Annotated in this window: 18 protein-coding genes and 2 pseudogenes; 14 read left to right on the forward strand and 6 right to left on the reverse strand. The window is 70.4% G+C overall.

Annotated features, from left to right (window positions below; all coding sequences use genetic code 11):
• Positions 1 to 140: 140 nt before the first annotated feature.
• Together AB0I54_RS01560 and AB0I54_RS01565 are read right to left on the reverse strand one after the other, a co-directional pair.
• Entirely contained in the window at positions 141 to 1493 is a 1353-nt protein-coding gene (locus tag AB0I54_RS01560) for a polysialyltransferase family glycosyltransferase (RefSeq protein ID WP_363293823.1), read from the reverse strand.
• Positions 1493 to 2473, reverse strand: a complete 981-nt coding sequence (locus AB0I54_RS01565; protein ID WP_363294347.1) for a glycosyltransferase family 2 protein — start codon at positions 2471 to 2473, stop codon at positions 1493 to 1495. The genes AB0I54_RS01560 and AB0I54_RS01565 overlap by 1 nt, the downstream gene beginning before the upstream one ends.
• Before the next feature lie 198 nt (positions 2474 to 2671).
• On the opposite strand from AB0I54_RS01565, the gene AB0I54_RS01570 reads away from it, so the two are divergent.
• The 4 genes from AB0I54_RS01570 to AB0I54_RS01585 are packed head-to-tail and all read left to right on the forward strand — an operon-like array spanning position 2672 to position 7453.
• Positions 2672 to 3985 (forward strand): DUF6716 putative glycosyltransferase, encoded by a 1314-nt coding sequence (locus tag AB0I54_RS01570; protein WP_363293824.1) that lies wholly within the window; start codon positions 2672 to 2674, stop codon positions 3983 to 3985.
• Between the two features lie 41 nt (positions 3986 to 4026).
• Positions 4027 to 5286: an N-acylneuraminate cytidylyltransferase gene (locus tag AB0I54_RS01575; protein WP_363293825.1), complete on the forward strand. Its 1260-nt coding sequence runs from the start codon at positions 4027 to 4029 to the stop codon at positions 5284 to 5286.
• A 14-nt stretch (positions 5287 to 5300) separates the two neighbouring features.
• Positions 5301 to 6236 (forward strand): N-acetylneuraminate synthase family protein, encoded by a 936-nt coding sequence (locus AB0I54_RS01580; RefSeq protein ID WP_363293826.1) that lies wholly within the window; start codon positions 5301 to 5303, stop codon positions 6234 to 6236.
• A gap of 59 nt (positions 6237 to 6295) precedes the next feature.
• A complete protein-coding gene (locus AB0I54_RS01585) occupies positions 6296 to 7453 on the forward strand; it encodes a hypothetical protein (RefSeq protein ID WP_363293827.1) in 1158 nt (385 codons plus the stop codon).
• Positions 7454 to 7481: 28 nt separating this feature from the next.
• On the opposite strand, the gene AB0I54_RS01590 is transcribed toward AB0I54_RS01585, so the two are convergent.
• Positions 7482 to 8174: a class I SAM-dependent methyltransferase gene (locus AB0I54_RS01590; protein ID WP_363293828.1), complete on the reverse strand. Its 693-nt coding sequence runs from the start codon at positions 8172 to 8174 to the stop codon at positions 7482 to 7484.
• 319 nt (positions 8175 to 8493) lie between these two features.
• On the opposite strand from AB0I54_RS01590, the gene AB0I54_RS01595 reads away from it, so the two are divergent.
• Positions 8494 to 9723 (forward strand): amidohydrolase, encoded by a 1230-nt coding sequence (locus AB0I54_RS01595; RefSeq protein ID WP_363293829.1) that lies wholly within the window; start codon positions 8494 to 8496, stop codon positions 9721 to 9723.
• 275 nt (positions 9724 to 9998) lie between these two features.
• A complete protein-coding gene (locus AB0I54_RS01600) occupies positions 9999 to 11024 on the forward strand; it encodes a BMP family ABC transporter substrate-binding protein (protein ID WP_363293830.1) in 1026 nt (341 codons plus the stop codon).
• Between the two features lie 1336 nt (positions 11025 to 12360).
• On the opposite strand, the pseudogene AB0I54_RS01605 reads toward AB0I54_RS01600, so the two are convergent.
• A pseudogene (locus AB0I54_RS01605) lies at positions 12361 to 12459 on the reverse strand (3-isopropylmalate dehydrogenase); the annotation flags it as partial.
• A gap of 9 nt (positions 12460 to 12468) precedes the next feature.
• On the opposite strand from AB0I54_RS01605, the pseudogene AB0I54_RS01610 reads away from it, so the two are divergent.
• The 8 genes and pseudogenes from AB0I54_RS01610 to AB0I54_RS01645 form a co-directional block, all read left to right on the forward strand.
• A pseudogene (locus AB0I54_RS01610) lies at positions 12469 to 12621 on the forward strand (serine/threonine protein kinase); the annotation flags it as partial.
• 321 nt (positions 12622 to 12942) lie between these two features.
• Positions 12943 to 13998, forward strand: a complete 1056-nt coding sequence (locus AB0I54_RS01615) for a BMP family ABC transporter substrate-binding protein (RefSeq protein ID WP_363293831.1) — start codon at positions 12943 to 12945, stop codon at positions 13996 to 13998.
• A gap of 251 nt (positions 13999 to 14249) precedes the next feature.
• Positions 14250 to 15962, forward strand: a complete 1713-nt coding sequence (locus AB0I54_RS01620; RefSeq protein WP_363294348.1) for an ABC transporter ATP-binding protein — start codon at positions 14250 to 14252, stop codon at positions 15960 to 15962.
• Positions 15959 to 17077 (forward strand): ABC transporter permease, encoded by a 1119-nt coding sequence (locus AB0I54_RS01625; RefSeq protein ID WP_363293832.1) that lies wholly within the window; start codon positions 15959 to 15961, stop codon positions 17075 to 17077. Before AB0I54_RS01620 ends, AB0I54_RS01625 begins: the two co-directional genes overlap by 4 nt.
• On the forward strand, positions 17077 to 18339 hold the full coding sequence (locus AB0I54_RS01630; RefSeq protein ID WP_363293833.1) for an ABC transporter permease: 1263 nt from the start codon (positions 17077 to 17079) through the stop codon (positions 18337 to 18339). Before AB0I54_RS01625 ends, AB0I54_RS01630 begins: the two co-directional genes overlap by 1 nt.
• The gene (locus tag AB0I54_RS01635) at positions 18336 to 18737 is read left to right on the forward strand and encodes a cytidine deaminase (protein ID WP_363293834.1); all 402 of its coding nucleotides are present in this window, start codon (positions 18336 to 18338) and stop codon (positions 18735 to 18737) included. The genes AB0I54_RS01630 and AB0I54_RS01635 overlap by 4 nt, the downstream gene beginning before the upstream one ends.
• Before the next feature lie 75 nt (positions 18738 to 18812).
• On the forward strand, positions 18813 to 20096 hold the full coding sequence (locus AB0I54_RS01640) for a thymidine phosphorylase (protein ID WP_363293835.1): 1284 nt from the start codon (positions 18813 to 18815) through the stop codon (positions 20094 to 20096).
• Positions 20097 to 20359: 263 nt separating this feature from the next.
• Complete coding sequence (locus AB0I54_RS01645) at positions 20360 to 20635, forward strand: STAS domain-containing protein (RefSeq protein ID WP_363294349.1); 276 nt, start codon at positions 20360 to 20362, stop codon at positions 20633 to 20635.
• Here AB0I54_RS01645 and AB0I54_RS01650 read toward each other — a convergent pair.
• Both AB0I54_RS01650 and AB0I54_RS01655 read right to left on the reverse strand, forming a co-directional pair.
• Positions 20519 to 21532: a sigma-70 family RNA polymerase sigma factor gene (locus AB0I54_RS01650; protein ID WP_363293836.1), complete on the reverse strand. Its 1014-nt coding sequence runs from the start codon at positions 21530 to 21532 to the stop codon at positions 20519 to 20521. The genes AB0I54_RS01645 and AB0I54_RS01650 overlap by 117 nt on opposite strands.
• 162 nt (positions 21533 to 21694) lie before the next feature.
• A complete protein-coding gene (locus AB0I54_RS01655; RefSeq protein WP_363293837.1) occupies positions 21695 to 22996 on the reverse strand; it encodes an MFS transporter in 1302 nt (433 codons plus the stop codon).
• Between the last annotated feature and the right edge of the window lie 54 nt (positions 22997 to 23050).

The raw sequence follows: 23050 nt of genomic DNA on the forward strand, positions 1-23050 counted from the left end.
CCGGGGCTTTCTTACGGGGAGGTGGGGAGGTGTCGCGATGTGGGCTCGCGAGGCGTCGGACGCCTACCCTCGGGCGCGCACTTCACGCAGACGCCCCCGGCTCGATGAGAGGCACGGGGGCGTTGCGGCGGCGGGCCGGCTCAGCGCTTGGCGCTCTGTCGCAGCGCCCTGGCCCGGCGGGCCAGTCGGCGCACGGTCGCGTTGCGCGGGATGAACGACAGCTGGGCGGGTACGGCGCCCGGCAGGGCCAGCGAGGTGAGCCGCCGGCGCTTGAAGTACCGCCAGGTGTGCGGGTTGAGATGCCGGGACAGATAGCGCTCGGCATCCTCGCGCAGCCGCGGATAGATCTTGGGCTGCATGGCGAAGCCGACCGCCCTGAGCAGCGCGGCCAGCTCGTCCACCCGCTCCGGCGACGGCATCGACCAGTCGGTCACCGCCTTGCGGTCGCCCAGCTCGGGCAGCAGCGCGTCGACGAGGGTGACCGGCACGCGGTTACTGTTCTGGTACGGCGCCAGACGGGCCAGCACGGCCTCGGTGCCGACGCGGGCGACGGGCAGGCCGTACAGCCCGGCCGCGGTGAACAGGGCGGTGGAGAAGCAGCCGACGACCAGGGCGGGGCGCATCAGCTGGAACGCCACCTCGGCGAGCACCGGCCGGTCCAGCACGGTGAGTTCGGCGCCGAGCCGGGCCGCCTCGTCCTCCAGGAGCCGGGACCAGCGGGCGGGCGCGACGGGATGCGGCTTGAAGACCAGTCTGCGATGACCGAGTGCCACGGCGCCGCGCACCATCTTCAGATGCAGCTCCTCCTCCTCGGCGTCACCGAGGATCTCCAGCGCCGAGAGGTACTGGCCGAGCAGCAGGGCGGGCCGCGGGTCGCCGGTGCCGGGCAGGGCGGCCTCCCCGTCGGCGAGCTCTTCGAGCACCTTGAGGAACGCCTCCGCCGGCACCAGCTCGGGCCGCACGTCGAACTCGGTGAGCAGCAGCGGGGTCAGCCCGGGGACGAGGTCGAGGTGCAGCAGGCGGCCGATGCGGGTGCCGACCAGCGGATCGATCTTGTCGCGGGTGGGGCCATAGCTTATGAGGCCGTCGGCGTAGACGTCGACGGGAGCGCCGGTGAACAGCTGGCACAGCGCGAGCGACGGGTTGACCTGCACGGACTCCACGGTCAGCCGGATCTCGTCGTCGCCGAGACCCCACAGCAGCCGTACGTACCGCTCCCACATGGGGATGTCGTCGGCGCGCGGGCCCCAGCCGCTCGGGTGGAACGGGGCGATGGTGTCGTTCCAGGACAGCACCCCGTCGAAGCGCTCACGCACCCGGGAAAAGCCCGGCATCCGGTCGACCGGGGGCGTGGTCTCCGGGTTGGACGCGTTGTTGGTGACGAGCAGCAGCCGCCGGTCGGCCGGCTCGAACAGTCCGGCGTCGAGAGCCGCGGCCAGGGTCGCGGCTCCGTACAGCGTCGACGCACAGAAAACATGGGTGGTACGGCGCATCAGGCGGCCACCGTCCGGGCGGTCGACGGCCGCCGGCGCAGCCGCCGCAACCTGCTCGCCCGCTGCGGGTCCATCGTGTCCATTACCTCCGTCAGCAGGTCCTGCGGCAGTCGTTTCAGGGCCGCTGAGCTGAGAGAACGCAATTTTCGAGCCACGGCGGGTTCGAACCTCTCGATCGATCCGAGGTGATGGGCCATGATTGCGCAATAGGTGCGCACTGCTTTCGGCAGCAGCTTATCGGCCTCGGGATCGCGTGAGGTTTGCTCGATTACCTGGTCGAACGCGCGAATGAAATCGAGTTGTCGCACATCACCGATTTGAGTGAGCGAGGAGGCGACACCGCGACGGTAGTACACGCCGAGCAGACCCACCGCGGCGAAGGAATCCGCCTCCCGGTGCAGCTTCCAGATCCAGGGCCGGTCCTCCGCCGTGCGCAGCCCGTGGGTGAAGTGCAGCAGCCCGCGGTCGACCAGCCGGCGGTGGTAGACGCCCGCCCACGCGTACGCGTAGTCGACGGAGGTGGACCGGTCGGCGGGCAGGATCGCCCCGCGCGGGTCCATCACGACACCCCGGCGGCCGTGCGGCACCCGGTGGATCGCGCGCGCCCTGGCCGTGCACTGCACATGGTCGGTGCGCACGAAGTCGCAGCCCAGCTCCTCGATGGCGGCGACCAGCTGCGGATAGTAGCCGGGAGCGAGCCAGTCGTCGCCGTCCAGGAACGTCAGATACTCGCCGCGCGCCCGGTCGATCCCGGTGTTGCGCGCGGTGGCCAGCCCTCCGTTCTGCTCATGTCTGACCAGCACGGCGCCGGGCAGCTCCCGCTCCGCGCGTTCGAGAATGTCCGGCGTCCCGTCGCGCGAGCAGTCGTCGACGAGAATGAATTCGAAGTCCTCACGCGCGTTCGCACGCAGGCTCTTCAGCGTGTCCGGCGCGTATTGCTGGACGTTGTAGAACGGCACGATGACCGAGAGCTTCACCACGCCGTTGACGTTAGAGGGCGGCCCGTCATTCGTTCTGGCCGTCTCCTTGATGTCAGGTGAACTGCTGGTGGCGAAGCTGTGAACCGGACTGTTTTGCTGTGCCTTCCCGGCCTGATTCGCCATTCGTCGATGTGCTGTTAACCGTTTGTTGCATTCGGGTTGGGCGGAACCTAGGAATGGCTTCCTAGCGTCTTCGACGTGCCAGCAAGTGCAACGAACTCCCTGCGGGTCGCCGTTCTCGCGGATTCCGACACCCGGTGGAAATGGGGCGCGCTCACCGCGCAACGCGCCATTCCCGCCGAATCGGACATCCGGCTCGACGGCTATCTCCTACGGGGCCGTGCCACCCCGACCGCCCGCCAGCTGCAGGAAGTCGGCGTCCACGCGGACTCGCTCCGCGAGGTGACCGCCGTGGAATTCCTGCGCGCGATGCGTGCGGAGTCGTACGACGTCCTCGTCCTCGCCCTCGTCGGCGGCGCCGTACAGGCGATGCTGCACGGGCTGCGGCGGGCCTGGGACGGCGCCGCGAAGCGACCCGTCGTCGTCACCGGCTATGTCGGAGTCGTCTACGAGAAACTCGCGGACGGGCTGCTGCTGCGCCACGGCGCGGACCTCGTCCTCGCCAACTCCCGCCAGGACGCGGACCGGTTCCGGGCCGTGTACGAGGGAGTGGGCGCCGACGCCTCCTCGGTGACCGAGGTCGCCCTGCCGTTCCTCGGCGGGGAGCCCTACACCGGTGAACACGACCCGTACACCGTCGTGTTCGCGGCCCAGCCCTCGGTCCCCGACAGCCGCAAGGACCGTACGTACCTGCTGAACCGGCTGGTCGAGCACGCCCGTAAGCACCCCGAGCGCGAGGTGCTGCTCAAGCTGCGCTCCAAGCCGGGCGAGCACACCACACACATCGAGGAGCTCCCCTACCAGAAGCTGGCGCAGGGCCAGGACCTGCCCGCCAACTTCCGCCTGGTGTACGGGCACATGGGCGAGGTCCTCGACCGCACCGACCTGCTCGTCACGGTCAGCTCGACGGCCGCGCTGGAGGCCCTGCACCGCCGGATCCCCACCGTGGTCCTCACCGACCTCGGCGTCCGCGAGGTGCTCGGCAACCACCACTTCGTCGGCTCCGGCTGCCTCGCCTCCTGGGACCAGCTCGACATCGGCCACCGGCCGGCGCCCGACGAGGAGTGGGTCGCCCGGCAGGGCGTCGCCGCCGACGGGTCGTACGGCACCGCCTTCGACCCGGCACGCGAGCGCATCGCCGAACTGCTCGGCGGGCCCGGCGGCCTGCCGCCCCTGAACCCCTACTACACGACCGAGACCGCGCCCGGCTATCTGCCGGGGATTCTCGCCCGCCACCACCTCGGCCCCGACGGCTCCCCGCTGCCCGGGGCGCCCGCCGCCGACAAGGCGCCGGGACCGGTCCGCCAGATCGTGCGCCGTGCGGCGCGCGGCGCCTACCGCCACGGCGTCCAGCGGGTGGCACCCGTGATCCGACGAATGGGAGAGCTGTGAGCGACCGGATCCCGCGTCAAGCGTCCGAAGGAACAGAGCCGATGTCCCACCCCGAAGCGGCCGCCCTGCGCCGTGTGCTCGCCGTGATTCCCGCGCGTGGCGGCTCCAAGGGAGTGCCCGCGAAGAACCTTGCCCCGGTCGGCGGCGTCCCGCTGGTCGCCCGCGCCGTACGCGAGTGCCGGGCCTCCCGTCTGGTGACCGACGTCGTCGTCTCCACCGACGACCAGGCGATCGCGGCGGCGGCCCGGCAGGCGGGGGCGGAGGTCGTCCTCCGTCCGGCCGCCATCGCCGGTGACACCGCCACCTCCGAGGCCGCCGTCCTGCATGCCATGGACGCCCACGAGGCGCTGCACGGCACCCCGGTCGACGTCGTCCTGCTGGTCCAGTGCACCAGCCCGTTCATCGTCCGCGAGGACATCGACGGCGTGGCCGGAGCGGTCGTCGAGAACGGCGCCGACACGGCCGTGACCGTGGCCCCCTTCCACGGCTTCATCTGGCGGGACGGGGCGGACGCGCCCGTGCCGGTACCGGTCACCGGGGAGGCCGAGGGGGCCTCCGTGGGCGGCTACGGCGTCAACCACGACAAGTCCTTCCGGCCGCGCCGCCAGGACCGCCCGCAGGACCTGCTGGAGACCGGCGCCGCCTACGCCATGGAGGCCCGGGGCTTCCGCGAGCACCAGCACCGCTTCTTCGGCCACACCGAACTCGTACGCACCGACCCCGCGCGCGTGCTGGAGATCGACGACCCGCACGACCTCGCCCGCGCCCGCGCCCTGGCCCCGCTCTTCGATGCGGACCGCCCCGGCGCCCTCCCCACCTACGACGACATCGACGCCGTAGTCCTCGACTTCGACGGCACCCAGACCGACGACAGGGTGCTGATCGACTCCGACGGACGGGAGTTCGTCTCCGTGCACCGCGGGGACGGACTCGGCATCGCCGCGCTGCGCAAGAGCGGCCTGAAGATGCTGATCCTTTCCACGGAACAGAACCCGGTCGTCGCCGCCCGGGCCCGGAAGCTGCAGATCCCGGTGCTCCACGGCATCGACCGGAAGGACCTCGCACTCAAGCAGTGGTGCGAGGAGCAGGGCATCGCGCCCGAGCGCGTGCTCTACGTCGGCAACGACGTCAATGACCTCCCGTGCTTCGCCCTCGTGGGCTGGCCCGTGGCGGTCGCGAGCGCCCACGACGTCGTGCGCGGCGCCGCACGCGCGGTCACCACCGTCCCCGGTGGCGACGGCGCCATCCGGGAGATCGCCAGCTGGATCCTCGGCCCCTCTCTCGATTCCCTCACCAAGTAAGGACACCCCCTGCCATGAGCAACTCCCGCATCCGCCAGTTCGGTTCCCGCACCGCCGGCCCCGGCCACCCCGTCTACATCTGCGGCGAGATCGGCATCAACCACAACGGTGAGCTGGAGAACGCGTTCAAGCTGATCGACGTGGCCGCCGAGGCCGGCTGTGACGCCGTGAAGTTCCAGAAGCGCACGCCGGAGATCTGCACCCCGCGCGACCAGTGGGACATCGAGCGCGACACCCCCTGGGGCCGGATGACCTACATCGACTACCGCCACCGCGTGGAGTTCGGTGAGGACGAGTACCGCCAGATCGACGAGTACTGCAAGGAGAAGGGGATCGACTGGTTCGCCTCCCCGTGGGACACCGAGGCCGTCGCCTTCCTGGAGAAGTTCGACGTCCCCGCCCACAAGGTGGCCTCCGCCTCCCTGACGGACGACGAGCTGCTGCGCGCCCTGCGCGCCACGGGCCGCACGGTCATCCTCTCCAGCGGCATGTCCACCCCGAAGCAGATCCGCCACGCGGTCGAGGTCCTGGGCAGCGACAACATCCTGCTCTGCCACGCCACCTCGACGTACCCGGCGAAGGCCGAGGAGCTCAACCTCCGCGTCATCAACACCCTGCAGGACGAGTACCCGAACGTGCCGATCGGCTACTCCGGCCACGAGACCGGTCTGCAGACCACGCTGGCCGCCGTCGCCCTCGGCGCCACCTTCGTCGAGCGCCACATCACCCTCGACCGCGCCATGTGGGGCTCCGACCAGGCCGCCTCCGTGGAGCCGCAGGGCCTCACGCGCCTCGTCCGCGACATCCGCACCATCGAGGCCTCCCTCGGTGACGGCGTCAAGAAGGTCTACGACTCCGAGCTCGGCCCGATGAAGAAGCTGCGCCGTGTCGCCGGCGTCGTCGCCGAGGCGGAGATCGCGGCCGCGGCGGGCGAGCCGGTCGCGGTCTGAGCAACCCGAACACCGACAACGCCATACACCACGCCTTACGACGGGACGGTCCGACGGCGATGAGCCCCCGCGCCGGGAACACCGGCACCACCCCCCGCACTCTCGCGTTCGTGGAGAGCCCGGTACAGCTGCTGAACGTGCTGGAGTGGGCGCACGTCCACGCCCTGCGAGGGGCGGGAGAGTCCGGCGCGGGGTCGCCGCCGTCCGTGCCGTCCCAGGTGAGGCGGTCCGTCGACGGCGGGCCACCGGGGGCCGGCGCGGAGCTCACCGTCGTCGTGCTGTCCCCGACCGACCCCATGACCCGGGGCCAGCTGCGCCGTATGGCCGACCTGGCCCGGGACGAGGGGTACCAGGTCCGCTGGGAGGAGGCGCGGGGCGGTACGACCGCGCCCTTCCACACGATCGGCGGGCTCGCCGGGGCACTGCGCCGGGCGGACCGCATCGTCATGGGAGACCCGTTCTCCCGCTATGTACAGCTGCTGCTGACGATCACCCGGGCCAAGGACCTGGTGGTGGTCGACGACGGCACGGCGACGATGGAGTTCGTCGCCCAGCTCGCCCGTGGCGAGCGTCTGGTCCGCTGGCACCGCAAGGGCGGCCGCCCCGGCCCGCGCGACCTCCTCTTCGCCCCCGTGTCGTCCTCGGCCCGGCGCAGGCTGACCCCCAGCGGCAAGCGCCGGGTGGAGGTCTTCTCCTCGATGCCGATGGAGGAGACCCCGGAGGGCGTCACGGTCACCGCGAACGACTTCGGCTGGACCCGGGCCCGCTTCGGCCCGCCGCGCATCACCAAGGGCGCGGACATGGTGGGCACGTCCCTGGTGGAGACCGGGGTGGTGGACGGGGACCGCTATCTGGAGGCGGTGCGCAGCCTGGCCAAGGCCCACGGGGCCCTGCGGTACTTCGCCCACCGCCGCGAGAGCGCGGACAAACTGCACCGGCTCGCCGCCGCGACGGGACTGGAGATCGTCCGCCCCGACCTCCCGCTGGAGCTGATCGCCCGGCGCGGGCCGATCGGGCGGACGATCCTCAGCTTCCCGTCGACGGTCGTCCACACCCTGCCCCTCGCCCTCGTCGGCACGGGAGTACGGGTCGCCGTGTGCGACATCGACCCGGCCTGGCTGACGGAGAACGCCTCCCCCCGGGCCCAGGGCTTCCTTTCCGGGGTGACGGGCACGGCTCGCGACGTCCACCGCCTGGCGGCGGTGAGCGCGGTCTGACCCTGGTCCGACCCCGTTGTGACCCCGGTCAGGCCCGGGTCCGGGTGCGGCCCTGGTGTCCGTGCCGGTCGGCCGGGGCCTTGTGGGCCAGGACGAAGCCGCGGGGGAGCTTTTCCTCGTCCAGGGGTTCGCGCACGGTTCGGGCGAGTGGGTGCAGGCCCGCCTCGGTCAGGAGGGTGGCGACCGTGTCCGGGGTGCGCCAGTGGTAGTCGAGACTGATCTCGTGGCCGAAGCGCTCCGTGAGGTGCAGGCCCTCGCCGTCGCCGTACTGGAAGGCCAGCAGGACGTGGCCGCCGGGGACGAGGGTGCGGTGGAACTCCGCGAAGGTCGCCGGCAGGTGCTCGTCGGGTACGTGGATGATCGAGTAGAGGGCGGCGATCCCGGCGAGCGTGGCGTCCGGGAGGTCCAGGGACGTCAGCGAGCCCACGTGGAAGCGCAGCCGCGGGTGCGCCTCACGGGCCAGGGCGGTCATCCGGGGCGAGATGTCGACCCCGAAGGTCGGCACCCCGAGTTCGTGCAGACGGGCGGTGATGTGGTCCGGACCGCTGCCGAGGTCGGCGACGGGCGCGGGGGCGGCGGCCCTGGCCAGTTCGGCGAAGGCGGTGAGCATGGCCCGGTCCACGGGTCGGTCCGCCAGGTGGTCCGGGTAGCGGTCCGAGTACTCCTTGGCGATGGCGTCGTAGGAGGAGCGGGTGGCCTGGATGAAGTCCGGTTCCGTCACGTCGGCGCACGTTACCGGCGCGGCCGCCGGGCCGTCCCGCGCTTCTCCCGGTCCGGTGGGTGGACAGCTCCAGCCGTGCTCGGGCGGGGCGTGGTATCCGTGGAGGAAAAGGGACCGGGAAGGGTTCGGGGGTGCGGCCGGGGTCGCGCGCCGTGGAATTTCGTGATCGACTTGGCTTGAAGTCGGACGAGTTTACCCATCTCCGTCGATAGCTATGCGTCCGGTGGTCAGATTTTCTTCCCCTAACGGGTTGAACTTTTGTTGATCGAGGGTCAGTTGACCGTCCGGGCGTCCTACCCTTCAGAGGGTGAACCAATTGATGTCCCGAGAGTCCGAGGCCGATCTGCCCGGTGATGTGCTGCCCGGCGTGCTGAGCGAAGCGCTGTACGACGAACTCGTAGCGTTCCGGCGCGACTTGCACATGCACCCCGAGCTGGGCAACCAGGAGTTCCGCACCACTGCCGCGATCAAGGAGCGGCTGGAGAAGGCCGGGCTCAGCCCCCGCGTCCTCGCCGTCGGAACCGGGCTCGTATGCGACATCGGCGTGGCGGAGGCGGGCGACGGCGACGGCGGCGGCATCTTCGCCCTGCGGGCCGACATCGACGGCCTGCCCATCCCGGACACGAAGAGCGACTGCCCGTACCGCTCCACCGTGCCCGACCGGGCCCACGCCTGCGGACACGACGTGCACACGGCCGTGGTGCTGGGCGCCGGACTCGTCCTCGCCGAGCTGCACCGCCAGGGCCGGCTGCCCCGGCCCGTGCGGCTGATCTTCCAGCCCGCCGAGGAGGTGCTGCCCGGCGGTGCCACGGACATCATCGACTGCGGGGTGCTGGACGGGGTGCGGCGCATCATCGCCGTGCACTGCGATCCCCGGCTGGACGTCGGGAAGGTCGGCCTGCGGCACGGCGCCATCACCAGCGCCTGCGACCGGCTGGAGGTCGCCCTGGACGGCCCCGGCGGGCACACCGCCCGGCCGCATCTGAGCACCGACCTGGTCACGGCCGCCGCCCGGGTCGCCATCGACGTGCCCGCGCTCGTCGCCCGGCGCGTGGACAGCAGGAGCGGGCTCGCCGTGACCTGGGGACGGATCGAGTCGGGACACGCGCCGAACGTGATCCCGCAGCACGCGGAGCTCTCGGGCACCGTGCGCTGTCTGGACCTGGAGGCCTGGCGGCAGGCGCCCGACATCGTGCACGCGGCGATCGACGAGGTCGCGACCATGCACCGGGCGAAGTCGGAGATCAACTATGTGCGGGGTGTCCCGCCGGTGGTCAACGACCCCGTCGTGACCGAACTGCTGCGGGACGCGATGGTCGCGCGGCGCGGCCCGGAGTCGGTCGAGGGGACCGAGCAGAGCCTCGGCGGGGAGGACTTCTCCTGGTATCTGGAGCATGTGCCCGGAGCCCTGGCACGGCTCGGGGTGCGCACCCCCGGCGAGCGCACGGTGCGTGACCTGCACCAGGGCGACTTCGACGCCGACGAGTACGCGATCGTGGTCGGCGTGGAGCTGTTCACCGCCGCCGCCCTGCTCGACGCCGCGCAGTAGCGACCGGAGGGCGGAGAGGTGCCCTATTGGTACCTCTTCGCCTCCTTGTGTCACCCTGTTGTAACCGCCGGATTCCAGCTGTAACCCGGAGTCGGCACGAATCGATAACGGCCCGGAGAAACCCCGTTCCCCTCACCTTCTACGCGCGTTACTGTGCGCCGAAATCGCCACCTGAGGCGGCACATTGGGGAAGCGGGCCGGCGACGGTGCCGTGGGGATGAAGGGTGCTTGCTGTGCGTCTGAACTCTCGGAGGACCAGGTTCTCCCAAGCTGCGGTGACCGTCGCGGTCGTCGCCCTCGCGGCCGCCGGGTGCGGCAAGTCCAGCAGTGGTTCCTCGACCACGTCCGAGAACGGCAAGTACTCGGGCAAGGGCATAGGTCTCGCCTACGACATCGGCGGCAAGGGCGACCAGTCCTTCAACGACGCCGCCTACACCGGTTTCCAGAAGGCGGAGACCGAGTTCAAGATCGGCGGCCGGGACGTCGAGCCGAACGACAACGAGACCGACGCGGACAAGGTGCAGCGCTTGGAGCAGCTCGCCAAGTCGGGCTACAACCCGATCATCGGCGTCGGCTTCGTCTACGCGCCCGCCGTCAAGGAGGTCTCCGCCAAGTACCCGAAGATCACCTTCGGCATCATCGACGACAACAGCATCACGTCGAAGAACGTCGCCGACATGGTGTTCCACGAGGAGCAGTCCTCGTACCTCGCCGGTGTCGCGGCCGCCAAGACCACCAAGAAGAACCACATCGGCTTCATCGGCGGTGTGGACATCCCGCTGATCCACAAGTTCGAGGCCGGCTTCATCCAGGGCGCTCAGTCGGTCAACCCGAAGATCAAGATCGAGAAGCAGTACCTGACCCAGACCCCGCAGGAGGGTGGCTTCTCCAGCCCCGACAAGGGTGAGAACGCCGCCAACGGCCAGATCGACTCGGGCGCCGACGTGATCTACGCCGCCGCCGGTCTGTCCGGCCAGGGTGTCATCAAGGCCGCCGCCGAGCACAAGATCTGGGCGATCGGCGTGGACTCCGACCAGTACAAGCAGGACGCGCTGGCCAAGTACAAGGACTACATCCTCGGTTCCGCCCTCAAGAACGTGGGCGGCGCGGTGTACGACCTGGTCAAGTCCGTCACCGAGGGCAAGCCCCTGTCGGGCGAGGTCCGCGGCGACCTCAAGTCGGGCGGCGTGGGCTTCGCCGACTCCAACCCGAAGTACCAGGCGATGAAGGACGTCGTCACCGCCGTGGACAAGGCCAAGCAGGACATCATCGACGGCAAGGTCACCGTCAAGACGCAGTAATTCTCGCTGGTCCCGTCGGGGGCGCGTGTGACGTCGGCCTTCAAGACCTGGTTGTGGTCTTGAAGGCCGACGTTGTCGTACGGGGTGGGTACGGATGTCGACGCCGGGCCGCGGTCTACGGTCAGCAAGCGGCGGCTCCGGGCCACCGGCGGCCCCACCAATCGACGACCGGCGTGACGGCTGCGGATGGCCAGCGTCGGCCCTCGCACCGCCCACCTCGAAGACCCGAGTCAACCAACAGCGCCCGGCATGGCCTGGGGCCTCCCCATGCCGTCCGTGGGACTTGTTGGCCCGCTTGCCGCAGACACTGAACGCGCCGCCAGGTTCGTGCAGTTGACGGAGGCCACCGCGGGTGCAGCCAAGCCCGCCACGGTGGCCGACGGGGCGATGCTGATGCCCCCCGTGGCGGAGACGGCATCCTCACTGGCCTCGGTGTCGGTCTCGTGGGTACGGATGTCGATGTCGGGCCGCGGTCTACGGTCAGCAAGTGGCGGCTCTGGGCCACCGGCGGCCCCGGGTGCGGCTTGGCAGACGCCGCCGGTTCTGGCCCGGATCCACCGATCGACGACCGGCGTGACGGCTGCGGATGGCCGACCGTTGGCCCTCGCACCGCCCACTTCGAAGACCCGAGTCAACCAACAGCGCCCGGCATGGCCTGGGGCCTCCCCATGCCGTCCGTGGGACTTGTTGGCCCGCTTGTCGCAGACACTGAACGCCCTGCCCCGTCGTGCGGTTGGCGGAGGCCACCGCGGGCGCAGCCACGCCCGCCACGGTGGCCGACGGCGCGACGCTGATCCTCCCGTGGCGGAGACGGCATCCTCACTGGCCGCGGTCTCGGTCTTGTGGGCGAAGTGCGCAGCAGGAGGGCGATGCCCGGGGCCGAGCCGTGGGCAGGCTCGAACCTGGACGGGAGCTCGCCGCGCTCGGTTTGGTGTTGCCGGAGGCGCTGAACGCCCTGCCCCGGTCGTGCGGTTGGCGGAGGCCACCGCGGGCGCAGCCACGCCCGTCACGGTGGCCGACGGGGCGATGCTGATGCCTCCCGTGGCGGAGACGGCATCCTCACTGGCCGCGGTCTCGGTCTTGTGGGCGAAGTGCGCAGCAGGAGGGCGAGGGGCGGGACCGCGGCGGAGGGGTCGGCGGCTCTGGCCGGCGATGTCCGGGGCCGAGCCGTGGGCAGGCTCGAACTTGGACGGGAGCTCGCCGCTCGGTTTGGTGTTGCCGCAGGCGCTGAATGTGCTGCCTGGGTCGTGCGGTTGGCGGAGGCCGTGGCGGGCGCGGCTACGCCCGCCACGGTGGCCGACGGGGCGACGCTGATGCCCCCGTGGCGGAGGGGTCGGCGGCCCTGGCCGGCGATGTCCGGGGCCGAGTCGTGGGCAGGCTCGAACCTGGACGGGAGCTCGCCGCTCCGTTCGATGTCGCCGGAGGCAGCGACGCCGCGGGCTTCGACCTGCACCGCCACCCCCCCCGCGAGATGGGCCCCTTCACAGCCGTCGCCGTGGCCCTGATGACCGCCCGGATGGCCGATGCGCTCACCGCCGGCCACGCCGACGGCGTCGTCCACCGCGATCCGAAGCCCGCCGGCGTGCTGCTCCAGCAGCTGCCGCCGGAGCCAGCCGCAGCGCGTCAGAGACCGGCGACCCCCTCTCCGTACGACCAGCCCCGTGCCCGCGGCCCCATGCCGCCGGCCCCCTCCGGAAGAGGCGCCGCGGCGCCGTAGATGTCGTAGACAAAAGTCACACCCGGGCGCGATCTTGACCGCCGAACCGCACTGATACGCGACACCGGCGAAGTTGGCCGGAAAGTTCAAAACGGTCGGATAACACTCTGGCAAGGTGGGGTTCTCTCGTCGGTCTACGCGCGTTACGCTGCGGCGGAACCAGCGCCTGGTATGGGCGCTTGCACAAAGGAGTCACGTTCCATGCGCCGGGTGTCCCGTATCGCGATCGCAGGCGCCGCAACCGCGGCCCTCGCCGTCACCATGTCCGCTTGTGGCAGCAGCTCGACCAGCTCCTCCTCCTCTTCCGCCGACGGCGCCAAGAGCAAGGGCATCGGTCTGGCCTACGACATCGGTGGCAAGGGCGACCAGTCCTTCAACGACGCCGCCTACGCCGGTTTCCAGAAGGCGCAGACGGAGTTCAAGATCGGCGGCCGGGACGTCGAGCCCAGCGACAACGAGACCGACGCGGACAAGGTGCAGCGCCTGGAGCAGCTCGCCAAGTCGGGCTACAACCCGATCATCGGCGTCGGCTATGTGTACGCGCCGGCCGTCAAGGAGGTCGCGGCCAAGTACCCGAAGATCACCTTCGGTGTCATCGACGACAACACCATCACGGCCAAGAACGTCGCCGACATGGTGTTCCACGAGGAGCAGTCCTCCTACCTCGCCGGTGTCGCGGCCGCCAAGGCCACCAAGAAGAACCACGTCGGCTTCATCGGTGGTGTGGACATCCCGCTGATCCACAAGTTCGAGGCCGGCTTCATCCAGGGTGCGCAGTCGGTCAACCCGAAGATCAAGATCGAGAAGCAGTACCTGACCCAGACCCCGCAGGAGGGTGGCTTCTCCAGCCCGGACAAGGGTGAGAACGCCGCCAAGGGCCAGATCGACTCGGGCGCCGACGTGATCTACGCCGCCGCCGGTCTGTCCGGCCAGGGTGTCATCAAGGCCGCCGCCGAGCACAAGATCTGGGCGATCGGCGTGGACTCCGACCAGTACAAGCAGGACGCGCTGGCGAAGTACAAGAACTACATCCTGACCTCGGCCCTCAAGAACGTCGAGGGTGCGGTGTACGACCTCACCAAGTCCGTCGTCGACAAGAAGCCCCTGTCGGGCGAGGTCCGCGGCGACCTCAAGTCGGGTGGCGTGGGCATCGCCGACTCCAACCCCACCTTCAAGAACGACGCGGACATCCAGGCCGCGATCAAGAAGGCCGAAGAGGGCATCAAGAACGGCACCATCGTGGTGAAGACCTCCTGACGGGAGTGTCGTAGGCCTTGTCGTAGGCATGGTCAAAAGAGCGCTGTAATGGCAGCGTTACGGCCACGGAACGGGGCACGGGAAGGATCGGCTCTGGCGTCAACCGCCAGGGCCGCCCGCGCCCCGTTCGCGCGGCAGAATGCTCGGAACGGATCGAGTCGGGTACGAAACGAGATCGGTCAGGTCCGGGCACTATTTAAAGCAGGGGCGCTACGCGCGTAGAGCGGCCCCTTTCCCGAGGAGAGTGCGCCATCGACGCGTCCAGCAGCCCTCCGCTCACCGCAGAGTCGACAGTCGCGGTCGAGCTGGCGGGGATCACCAAGCGATTCCCCGGTGTCGTCGCCAACCACGACATCCACCTGACTGTCAAGAAGGGCACCGTCCACGCTCTCGTCGGCGAGAACGGCGCCGGCAAGTCGACTCTGATGAAGATCCTCTACGGCATGCAGAAGCCGGACGAGGGCACCATCGCGATCAATGGCGAGCAGGTCACCTTCTCGTCGCCCGCCGACGCCATCGTCCGGGGCATCGGCATGGTCCACCAGCACTTCATGCTGGCCGACAACCTGACCGTCCTGGAGAACGTGGTGCTGGGCAGCGAGAAGCTGTACGGCATCGGCGGCGGCGCCCGCAAGAAGATCAAGGAGCTGTCCGACCGCTACGGCCTCGGTGTCCGCCCCGACGTCCTCGTCGAGGACCTCGGCGTCGCCGACCGCCAGCGCGTCGAGATCCTCAAGGTCCTCTACCGCGGTGCCACGACCCTGATCCTCGACGAGCCGACCGCCGTGCTCGTCCCGCAGGAGGTCGACGCGCTCTTCGACAACCTGCGTGAGCTCAAGGCCGAGGGCCTCTCCGTCATCTTCATCTCGCACAAGCTGGGCGAGGTGCTCTCCGTGGCCGACGACATCACCGTCATCCGCCGCGGTACGACGGTCGGCACGGCGATCCCCTCCGAGACCACCTCGCGCCAGCTCGCCGAGATGATGGTCGGCAGCGAGCTGCCCACCCCGGAGACCGCCGAGTCGACGGTGACCGACCGGGCCGTCATCGAGGTCAGGGGACTCACCGTGTACGCCCGCGGCGGCGCCTCCCTCGGGGAGGCCGGCGCCCAGCCCGAGACCGCCACGGTTGGCTCGGCCGGCGCGGCGGCGGGCGCCGACGTCCTCACCGGGGCCACCACCCCCGGCCAGGCCAAGCGCGCCCTCGACGACGTCACCTTCACCATCCACGCAGGTGAGGTCATGGGCATCGCCGGTGTCGAGGGCAACGGCCAGACCGAGCTCATCGACGCGCTGATCGGCCTGAAGAGCGCCGACTCCGGCTCCGTCCGCTTCCTCGGCGAGGACATCACCCCCTGGTCCACCCGCAAGCGCCGTGAGTCGGGCGTCGGCTACATCCCCGAGGACCGCCACCGCCAGGGCCTGCTCCTCGAGGCCCCGCTGTGGGAGAACCGCATCCTCGGCCATGTCACCGAGCGGCCCAACGCCAAGGGCTTCTGGCTGGACCCCAAGGGCGCCCAGGCCGACACCCGCCGGATCATCGAGGAGTTCGACGTCCGCACCCCGGGCATCGACGTCACCGCGGCCTCCCTGTCCGGCGGCAACCAGCAGAAGCTGATCGTCGGCCGTGAGATGAGCCACGACCCCAAGTTCCTGATCGCCGCCCACCCCACCCGCGGTGTGGACGTCGGCGCCCAGGCGCAGATCTGGGACCGCATCCGGGAGGCCCGCCGCGAGGGCCTGGCCGTGCTGCTGATCTCCGCCGACCTGGACGAGCTGATCGGCCTGTCGGACACCCTGCGCGTGATCTACGACGGCAGGCTGGTCGCCGATGCCGACCCCGCCACCATCACGCCGGAGGAGCTGGGCTCGGCCATGACGGGGGCCGCGTCCGGTCACCTGGAACACGTAGACACCGCCACAGAAGACGAGGCAGACGCCAGTCCGGAGGACGAGGCCCGATGAAGAAGTTCGACAAGGAGCGCATGCTCCTCGCGGTGGCCGGCCCGGTCATCGCGCTCGTCCTCGCGATCGTGCTGACCTCGGTCGTCCTGATCGCCTCGGGCAAGAACCCGGTCGAGCCGTACACGCTGATGCTGGAGCAGCTGCCGTACTCGGACGTCCAGGTCCTGATCATCAACCAGGCGTCGCTGTACTACATCGCCGCCATCGGTGTCGCCCTCGGCTTCCGGATGAACCTGTTCAACATCGGCGTCGACGGCCAGTACCGCCTCGCCGCGGTGATGACCGCCATCGTCGGCGCGCACCTCGCCCTGCCGGGCTTCCTGCAGGTCCCGGTGCTGCTGCTGGTCGCCATGTGCACCGGCGCCTTCTGGGCCGGCATCGCGGGCGTCCTGAAGGTCACCCGGGGCGTCAGCGAGGTCGTCGCGACGATCATGCTGAACGCGATCGCCACCAGCGTGATCGGCTACGTCACCCTCACCAGCGTGTGGGGCGTGCAGGTCGGCAACAATGCGACCACCGGCATCATGCACAAGTCCGGCTGGGTCCCCGGTATCAACCTGGGTTCCGACGTCGGTGAGATCTACGGCCTGGTCTTCCTCGCCGTCCTGCTGGGCGTCCTGTACTGGCTGGTCCTCAACCGCACCCGCTTCGGCTTCGACCTGCGCGCCACCGGCGCCTCCGAGACCGCCGCCGCGGCCTCCGGCGTCAGCGCCAAGCGCATGGTGCTGGTCTCCATGCTGATCTCCGGCGCGGTCGCGGGCCTGGCCGGTCTGCCGCTGCTGCTCGGCGAGAGCCACACCTACAGCCTGAGCTTCCCGACGGGCCTCGGCTTCACCGCCATCGGCATCGCCCTGCTCGGCCGCAACAACCCGGGCGGCATCGCGTTCGCCGCCCTCCTGTGGGCCTTCCTCGACAAGGCCTCGCCCGCCCTCGACTACGCGACCCCGGAGGCGTACCCGAAGGAGATCGCCACGATCATGCAGGGCCTGATCGTCTTCGCGGTCGTCATCTCGTACGAGTTCGTCCGTCAGTGGGGTCTGCGTCGTCAGCAGAGCCGGGTCGGCGCCGAGCTGGCCGCCGCCGCCCGCAACACCAACAAGGAGGTGGCGGCCTGATGAGCACCGCGACCATCGCCAAGCCGCAGGCGAAGCGGCCCGCCCCGGGCAGCCGCCGTGTCTCGCTCCCCGTACTCCTGCTGATCATCGCGGGCGTGCTGGTCCTGACCTCCGTCGTCCGCCTCATCACCGGCGCCGACGGCATCACCTCGACCGGCCAGATGTCCACCGCGCTGCGCCTCGCCGTGCCGATCGGCCTCGCCGGTCTCGGCGGCCTGTGGTCGGAGCGCTCCGGCGTCGTCAACATCGGCCTTGAGGGCATGATGATCCTCGGCACCTGGTTCGGCGCCTGGGCCGGCTACCAGTGGGGCCCGTGGGCCGGTGTCGTCCTCGGTATGGTCGGCGGCGCCCTCGGTGCCGTGCTGCACGCCATCGCCACGGTGACCTTCAACGTCAACCACATCGTCTCCGGTGTGGCCCTGAACATCCTGGCCCTCGGTACCACCCGCTACCTGTCGAAGTTCACCTTCGAGAACGCCCCGCAGGGCTCCTCCAAGCAGTCCCCGCCGATCGACTCGCTGGGCTCCTTCGACATCCCGGGCCTGTCCGACTGGCTGAACACGCTCAACGAGAAGCACTGGTTCGTGGTCTCGGACATCGCCGGCCTGGTCGGCGGCCTGGTCACCGACCTGTCGCCGCTCACCGTCATCGCGGTCGCCCTCGTCCCGGTCACCTGGTGGGTGCTGTGGCGCACCGCCTTCGGCCTGCGGCTGCGCTCCTGTGGCGAGAACCCGGTGGCGGCCGAGTCCCTCGGTGTCAACGTCTACAAGTACAAGTACATCGCTGTGATCATCTCGGGTGCCTTCGCCGGTCTCGGCGGTGCGTTCCTGTCCATCGTGGCCTCGAACGTGTACCTGGACGGCCAGACGGCCGGGCGCGGTTACATCGGTCTCGCCGCGATGATCTTCGGTAACTGGATGCCGGGCGGCCTGGCCCTCGGCGCGGGGCTGTTCGGCTACACCGACAGCCTCAACCTGCGCGGCGGTACGGTGAACGTGCACGCGCTGATCCTGCTGCTCGCGATCCTGCTGGTGTTCGGCGCGGCGTACCTGGCCTGGAAGAAGAGGTTCGTCCCGGCCGTCATCACCGTCGTGATCTCGGCGCTGATGTTCCTCTGGTACGCCGGCACGAACGAGGTTCCGCGCCAGCTCGTCACGGCCACCCCGTACATCGTCACCCTGCTGGTGCTCTCCCTCTCCGCGCAGAGCCTGCGGATGCCGAAGGCGGACGGCCTGCCGTACCGGAAGGGACAGGGCAAGTGACCTCGGCCGCCGACTTCGACTGGGGGGCGCTGCGTGCGGAGGCCCGCGAGGCCATGTCCCACGCGTACGCCCCGTACTCCGGCTTCCCGGTCGGTGTCGCGGCCCTGGTCGACGACGGGCGCATCGTCACCGGCTGCAACGTCGAGAACGCCTCGTACGGCATCAGCCTGTGCGCCGAGTGCGGGCTGGTGTCCCAGCTCGTGCGCACGGGCGGTGGCCGTCTGACGCACTTCACCTGTGTGGACGGCACGGGTGGTCTGCTCGTCCCGTGCGGCCGCTGCCGCCAGCTGCTGTACGAGTTCGGCGGGCCCGACCTGCTGGTGGACACCCCGGAGGGCGTGCTGCCGCTCTCCGCGATGCTCCCGCAGGCCTTCGGCCCGGACCATCTCAGCAAGTAACTCCACCGCGGCCCCTCCGAACGGATCCGATCGGAGGGGCCGCGTGTTTCGCACCTCCCGGAAGGAACGCACGCCATGGCCATGGACGCCATCTCCGTCATCCGCACCAAGCGGGACCGCGGTGAGCTCAGCGACGAGCAGATCGACTGGGTCATCGACGCGTACACGCGTGGCGAGGTCGCCGACGAGCAGATGTCGTCGCTCGCGATGGCCATCCTGCTCAACGGCATGAACCGCCGTGAGATCGCCCGCTGGACGGCGGCGATGATCGCCTCCGGCGAGCGCATGGACTTCTCGTCCCTGTCCCGTCCGACCGCGGACAAGCACTCCACGGGCGGCGTCGGCGACAAGATCACGCTCCCGCTGGCGCCCCTCGTGGCGGCCTGTGGCGCGGCCGTCCCGCAGCTGTCGGGCCGGGGCCTCGGCCACACCGGCGGCACGCTGGACAAGCTGGAGTCGATCCCGGGCTGGCGCGCGCTGCTCTCCAACGAGGAGATGCTGCACGTCCTCGACACCACCGGCGCGGTGATCTGCGCGGCGGGCGACGGCCTCGCGCCCGCCGACAAGAAGCTGTACGCCCTGCGTGACGTCACCGGCACGGTCGAGGCGATCCCGCTGATCGCCTCCTCGATCATGTCGAAGAAGATCGCCGAGGGCACCGGCTCGCTGGTCCTGGACGTCAAGGTCGGCACGGGCGCCTTCATGAAGACGCTCGACGACGCCCGCGAGCTGGCCTCCACGATGGTGGGCCTGGGCACGGACCACGGCGTCAGGACGGTCGCCCTCCTCACGGACATGTCCACCCCGCTCGGCCTCACGGCGGGCAACGCCCTGGAGGTCCGCGAGTCGGTCGAGGTCCTGGCGGGCGGCGGCCCGGCGGACGTGGTCGAGCTGACGATCGCGCTCGCCCGCGAGATGCTCGACGCCGCCGGCGTGAAGGACGCGGACCCGGCGAAGGCCCTGGCCGACGGCTCGGCGATGGACGTCTGGCGCCGCATGATCGCGGCCCAGGGCGGCGACCCGGACGCCACGCTGCCCACGTCGAAGGAACAGCACGTGGTGAAGGCGGGCGCCTCGGGCATCCTGACCCGCCTCGACGCCTACGACATCGGCATCGCCGCCTGGCGCCTCGGCGCGGGCCGCGCCCGCAAGGAGGACCCGGTGCAGGCGGGCGCGGGCATCGAAATGCACGCCAAGCCCGGCGACACGGTGACGGAGGGCCAGCCCCTCCTGACCCTGCACACCGACACCCCCGAACGCTTCGACTACGCCCTCCAGGCAGTCGAGGGCTCGTACGACATCGCGGCCCCCGGCACGGAGTTCTCGGCGACCCCGGTGGTACTGGAACGTATCGCCTGAACAGGCGATTTCCCTTTCGGGTGAACGGGACCGGTGGACCCCCGCCGGTCCCGTTCGGCGTGTTGGATCAGCCCGTGGATGCGTTCGACGGTGACCCTTCCGTCTCACTTTGGACACCAGCCGCGTTCCCAGCCAAGTAAGGACGGTGGCCGATGAGTTAGTTCCGCCCGCCCGGTCTACAGCACGTGGACGCCAAGACACCCCCCGTACTCGTGCTGCCCGGCCCCGTCGCTAAAGACGAGGTGGGCGGGTTCTGTGATGACGTGCGGGGACTGCTGGAGGGCAGCGGAGTCGGGGTCGTCGTGTGTGATGTGGGTGGGCTCGGGCCGCCGGGGCTCGGGGTCGTCGATCTGCTTGCGCGGCTGGAGCTGGCCGCGCGGCGGGCCGGGGGGCGGATACGGCTGCGGGATGCCGATCCCGCGCTACACGCCCTTCTCCACCTCGTCGGGCTCCGCTTCGAGGTGGAGGGGCAGGCCGAACAGCGGGAACCAGCGCTTCGTGTCGAGGAAGAAGTGGAACCCGGTGAGGCGGCCGTCTGATATTTCCAGGACCTGGATGGACCAAGGGGTGAAGCCGCCCGCGTCCGGGTCCGGCTTGTACTGGGCGAAGCCGGGCAGGCCGTTGACCTCGACCGGCAGCAGCCGGGAGCCCGCGCAGGCGGATCCCAGGGTCGTCATGAAGCCCGTGATGTCGTCGTGCCCGGTCAGCCACAGGTCGAACGGCGGCATCGTCATGACGGCGTCCTCGTGCAGCAGCGCCGTCAGCGCCGTCATGTCGTACCCCTCGAACGCCTTCACATAGCGCTCCAGGAGCCTTTGCTGCTCCTCGTCCAGCGGGTCCGACACCGCCGCCCCGGCACCCTTGTCCTCCCGCTCCGCGAGCGTCGCCCGCGCCCGCTGCAGCGCGCTGTTGACCGAGGCCACCGTGGTGCCCAGCAGCTCGGCGACCTCGCTCGCCTTCCAGGCCAGCACCTCGCGCAGGATCAGCACCGCCCGCTGCTTGGGCGGCAGGTGCTGCAGGGCCGCCATGAAGGCGAGCCGGATCGACTCCTTGGCGACGGCCGCCTCCGCCGGGTCGCCGACCGTGGGCAGCACCCGCGCGTCCGGCACCGGCTCCAGCCAGGTGTTGTCCGGGCGGGGGGAGAGGGCTGCCTGGGCCAGGGGCGTCGAGTCCGACAGATCCATCGGCCTCGCCCGCTTGTTGCCCGCCGTCAGCATGTCCAGACAGACGTTCGTCGCGATCCGGTACAGCCACGAGCGGAGGCTGGAGCGGCCCTCGAACTTGTCATAACTCCGCCAGGCCCGGACCAGGGTGTCCTGCACCGCGTCCTCGGCCTCGAACGCGGAGCCGAGCATCCGGTAGCAGTAGCCGGTCAGCTCGGTGCGGTGCTTCTCCAGTGCGACGTCGAGGTCCGTCGTCGCCGTGCCGTTGCCCATCGTCCACCCACCCCTGTGGCCGTTCCTGTGGCGCGCCTTTGCGCTCCAGCACTTCGGAAGCTACCGCAGCCCACTGACAATGGCCCCCGGGGCGGGAAGAGGGCCAGGTCAGCGCCGTCTCAGACCAGTTGCTTCACGGACATCAGCAAATGCCGGAGCGGCTCAGTGTGCGACGGCCGGCTCCCGCCGCACCGCGACCCGGGCCGCCCGTGACCCGAGCACCGTGATCGTCACGACGCCGAGCACCGCGAGCACACCCACGCCGACCGTGCCGGCCCAGCCGCCCGCGTGGAAGGCCATCGCGCCCACCGTGCTGCCGGTGCTGGAGCCGACGTAGTACGCGGACTGGTAGAGGGCGGCGGCCTGGGCGCGGCCCTCGGTGGCCGTCTTGCTGACCGCCGAGGACGCCACCGCGTGGCCCGCGAAGAAGCCCGCCGTGATCAGGACCAGGCCCAGCAGCACCAGCGGCAGCGAGTCGGCCAGGGACAGCAGCAGTCCCGACGCCGTCGTACCGGCGGCCAGATAGAGCGCGCCCCGGCGGCCCAGTCGGCCGACCAGCCGACCCGCCGTCGACGCCGAGACCGTGCCGACCAGATACACCAGGAAGATCGAGCCGACGATGCCCTGCGGCAGCCCGAACGGCTCCTGCGTCAGGCGGTAGCCGATCACCGTGTACACGCCGCCGAACACCGTCATGAACAGCGCGCCGATCGCGTACAGCCGGCGCAGCAGCGGGTCGGAGAGATGGTCGCGGACCGAGCGGGCGAGGACGCGCGGGCGCAGCGAGCCCGCCGTGAAGTGCCGCGGAGCCGGCAGGAGCAGACGGAAGGCCACCGCGCAGCCGACCGCGATCGCGCCGATCACGGCGACGGCCACCCGCCAGCCCCACTCCTGCGCCACCCAGCCGGTGATGACCCGGCCGCTCATCCCGCCGATGCTGTTGCCCGCGACGAACAGCCCGATCGCCGTCACCAGGGCCCTCGGCCGGACCTCCTCCGCCAGGTACGCCGTCGCCGACGCCGGGAGCCCGGCCAGCGCCGCGCCCTGCACCGCCCGCAGCACCACCAGCGCGCCGATCGAGGGCGCGAAGGGGACCAGCATGCCCACGGACACCGCGACCGCCAGCGAGGCCGTCATGACCGTACGGCGGCCGAAGCGCTCCGACAGCGCGCTCATCGGCAGGACGCACAGCGCCAGACCGCCCGTCGCGGCGGCCACCGTCCAGCTCGCCTCGCCCGCCGCCACCCCGAACTCGCCGGAGATCAGCGGCAGCAGCGCCTGCGTGGAGTAGAGGAGCGCGAAGGTCGCGACACCGGCCAGGAAGAGGGCGAGGCTCATTCGGCGGTAGCCGGGGCCGCCCGGGGCCATACGGGAGTCGGGAGCGGAAGCCGTACGGGAGTCGGAGGCGGAAACGGACGGGACGGCGCCCACGACGGTGGACGCCCCGGTACTGGCGGGAGACATGCCTCGAAGCTACGTACGCCCCGACTCATCCGTCCAATGCATGGACTCGTCATA

The sequence above is a fragment of the Streptomyces sp. NPDC050625 genome (assembly GCF_040654755.1).
GTDB lineage: Bacteria > Actinomycetota > Actinomycetes > Streptomycetales > Streptomycetaceae > Streptomyces.

Coding starts and splice junctions, on each gene's coding strand:
- AB0I54_RS01585 (WP_363293827.1), top strand. CDS start 6,296: ATGAGCCCCCGCGCCGGGAACACCGGCACCACCCCCCGCACTCTCGCG.
- AB0I54_RS01580 (WP_363293826.1), top strand. CDS start 5,301: ATGAGCAACTCCCGCATCCGCCAGTTCGGTTCCCGCACCGCCGGCCCC.
- AB0I54_RS01575 (WP_363293825.1), top strand. CDS start 4,027: ATGTCCCACCCCGAAGCGGCCGCCCTGCGCCGTGTGCTCGCCGTGATT.
- AB0I54_RS01650 (WP_363293836.1), bottom strand. CDS start 21,532: ATGGGCAACGGCACGGCGACGACGGACCTCGACGTCGCACTGGAGAAG.
- AB0I54_RS01615 (WP_363293831.1), top strand. CDS start 12,943: ATGCGCCGGGTGTCCCGTATCGCGATCGCAGGCGCCGCAACCGCGGCC.
- AB0I54_RS01560 (WP_363293823.1), bottom strand. CDS start 1,493: ATGCGCCGTACCACCCATGTTTTCTGTGCGTCGACGCTGTACGGAGCC.
- AB0I54_RS01595 (WP_363293829.1), top strand. CDS start 8,494: ATGTCCCGAGAGTCCGAGGCCGATCTGCCCGGTGATGTGCTGCCCGGC.
- AB0I54_RS01655 (WP_363293837.1), bottom strand. CDS start 22,996: ATGTCTCCCGCCAGTACCGGGGCGTCCACCGTCGTGGGCGCCGTCCCG.
- AB0I54_RS01625 (WP_363293832.1), top strand. CDS start 15,959: ATGAAGAAGTTCGACAAGGAGCGCATGCTCCTCGCGGTGGCCGGCCCG.
- AB0I54_RS01630 (WP_363293833.1), top strand. CDS start 17,077: ATGAGCACCGCGACCATCGCCAAGCCGCAGGCGAAGCGGCCCGCCCCG.
- AB0I54_RS01640 (WP_363293835.1), top strand. CDS start 18,813: ATGGCCATGGACGCCATCTCCGTCATCCGCACCAAGCGGGACCGCGGT.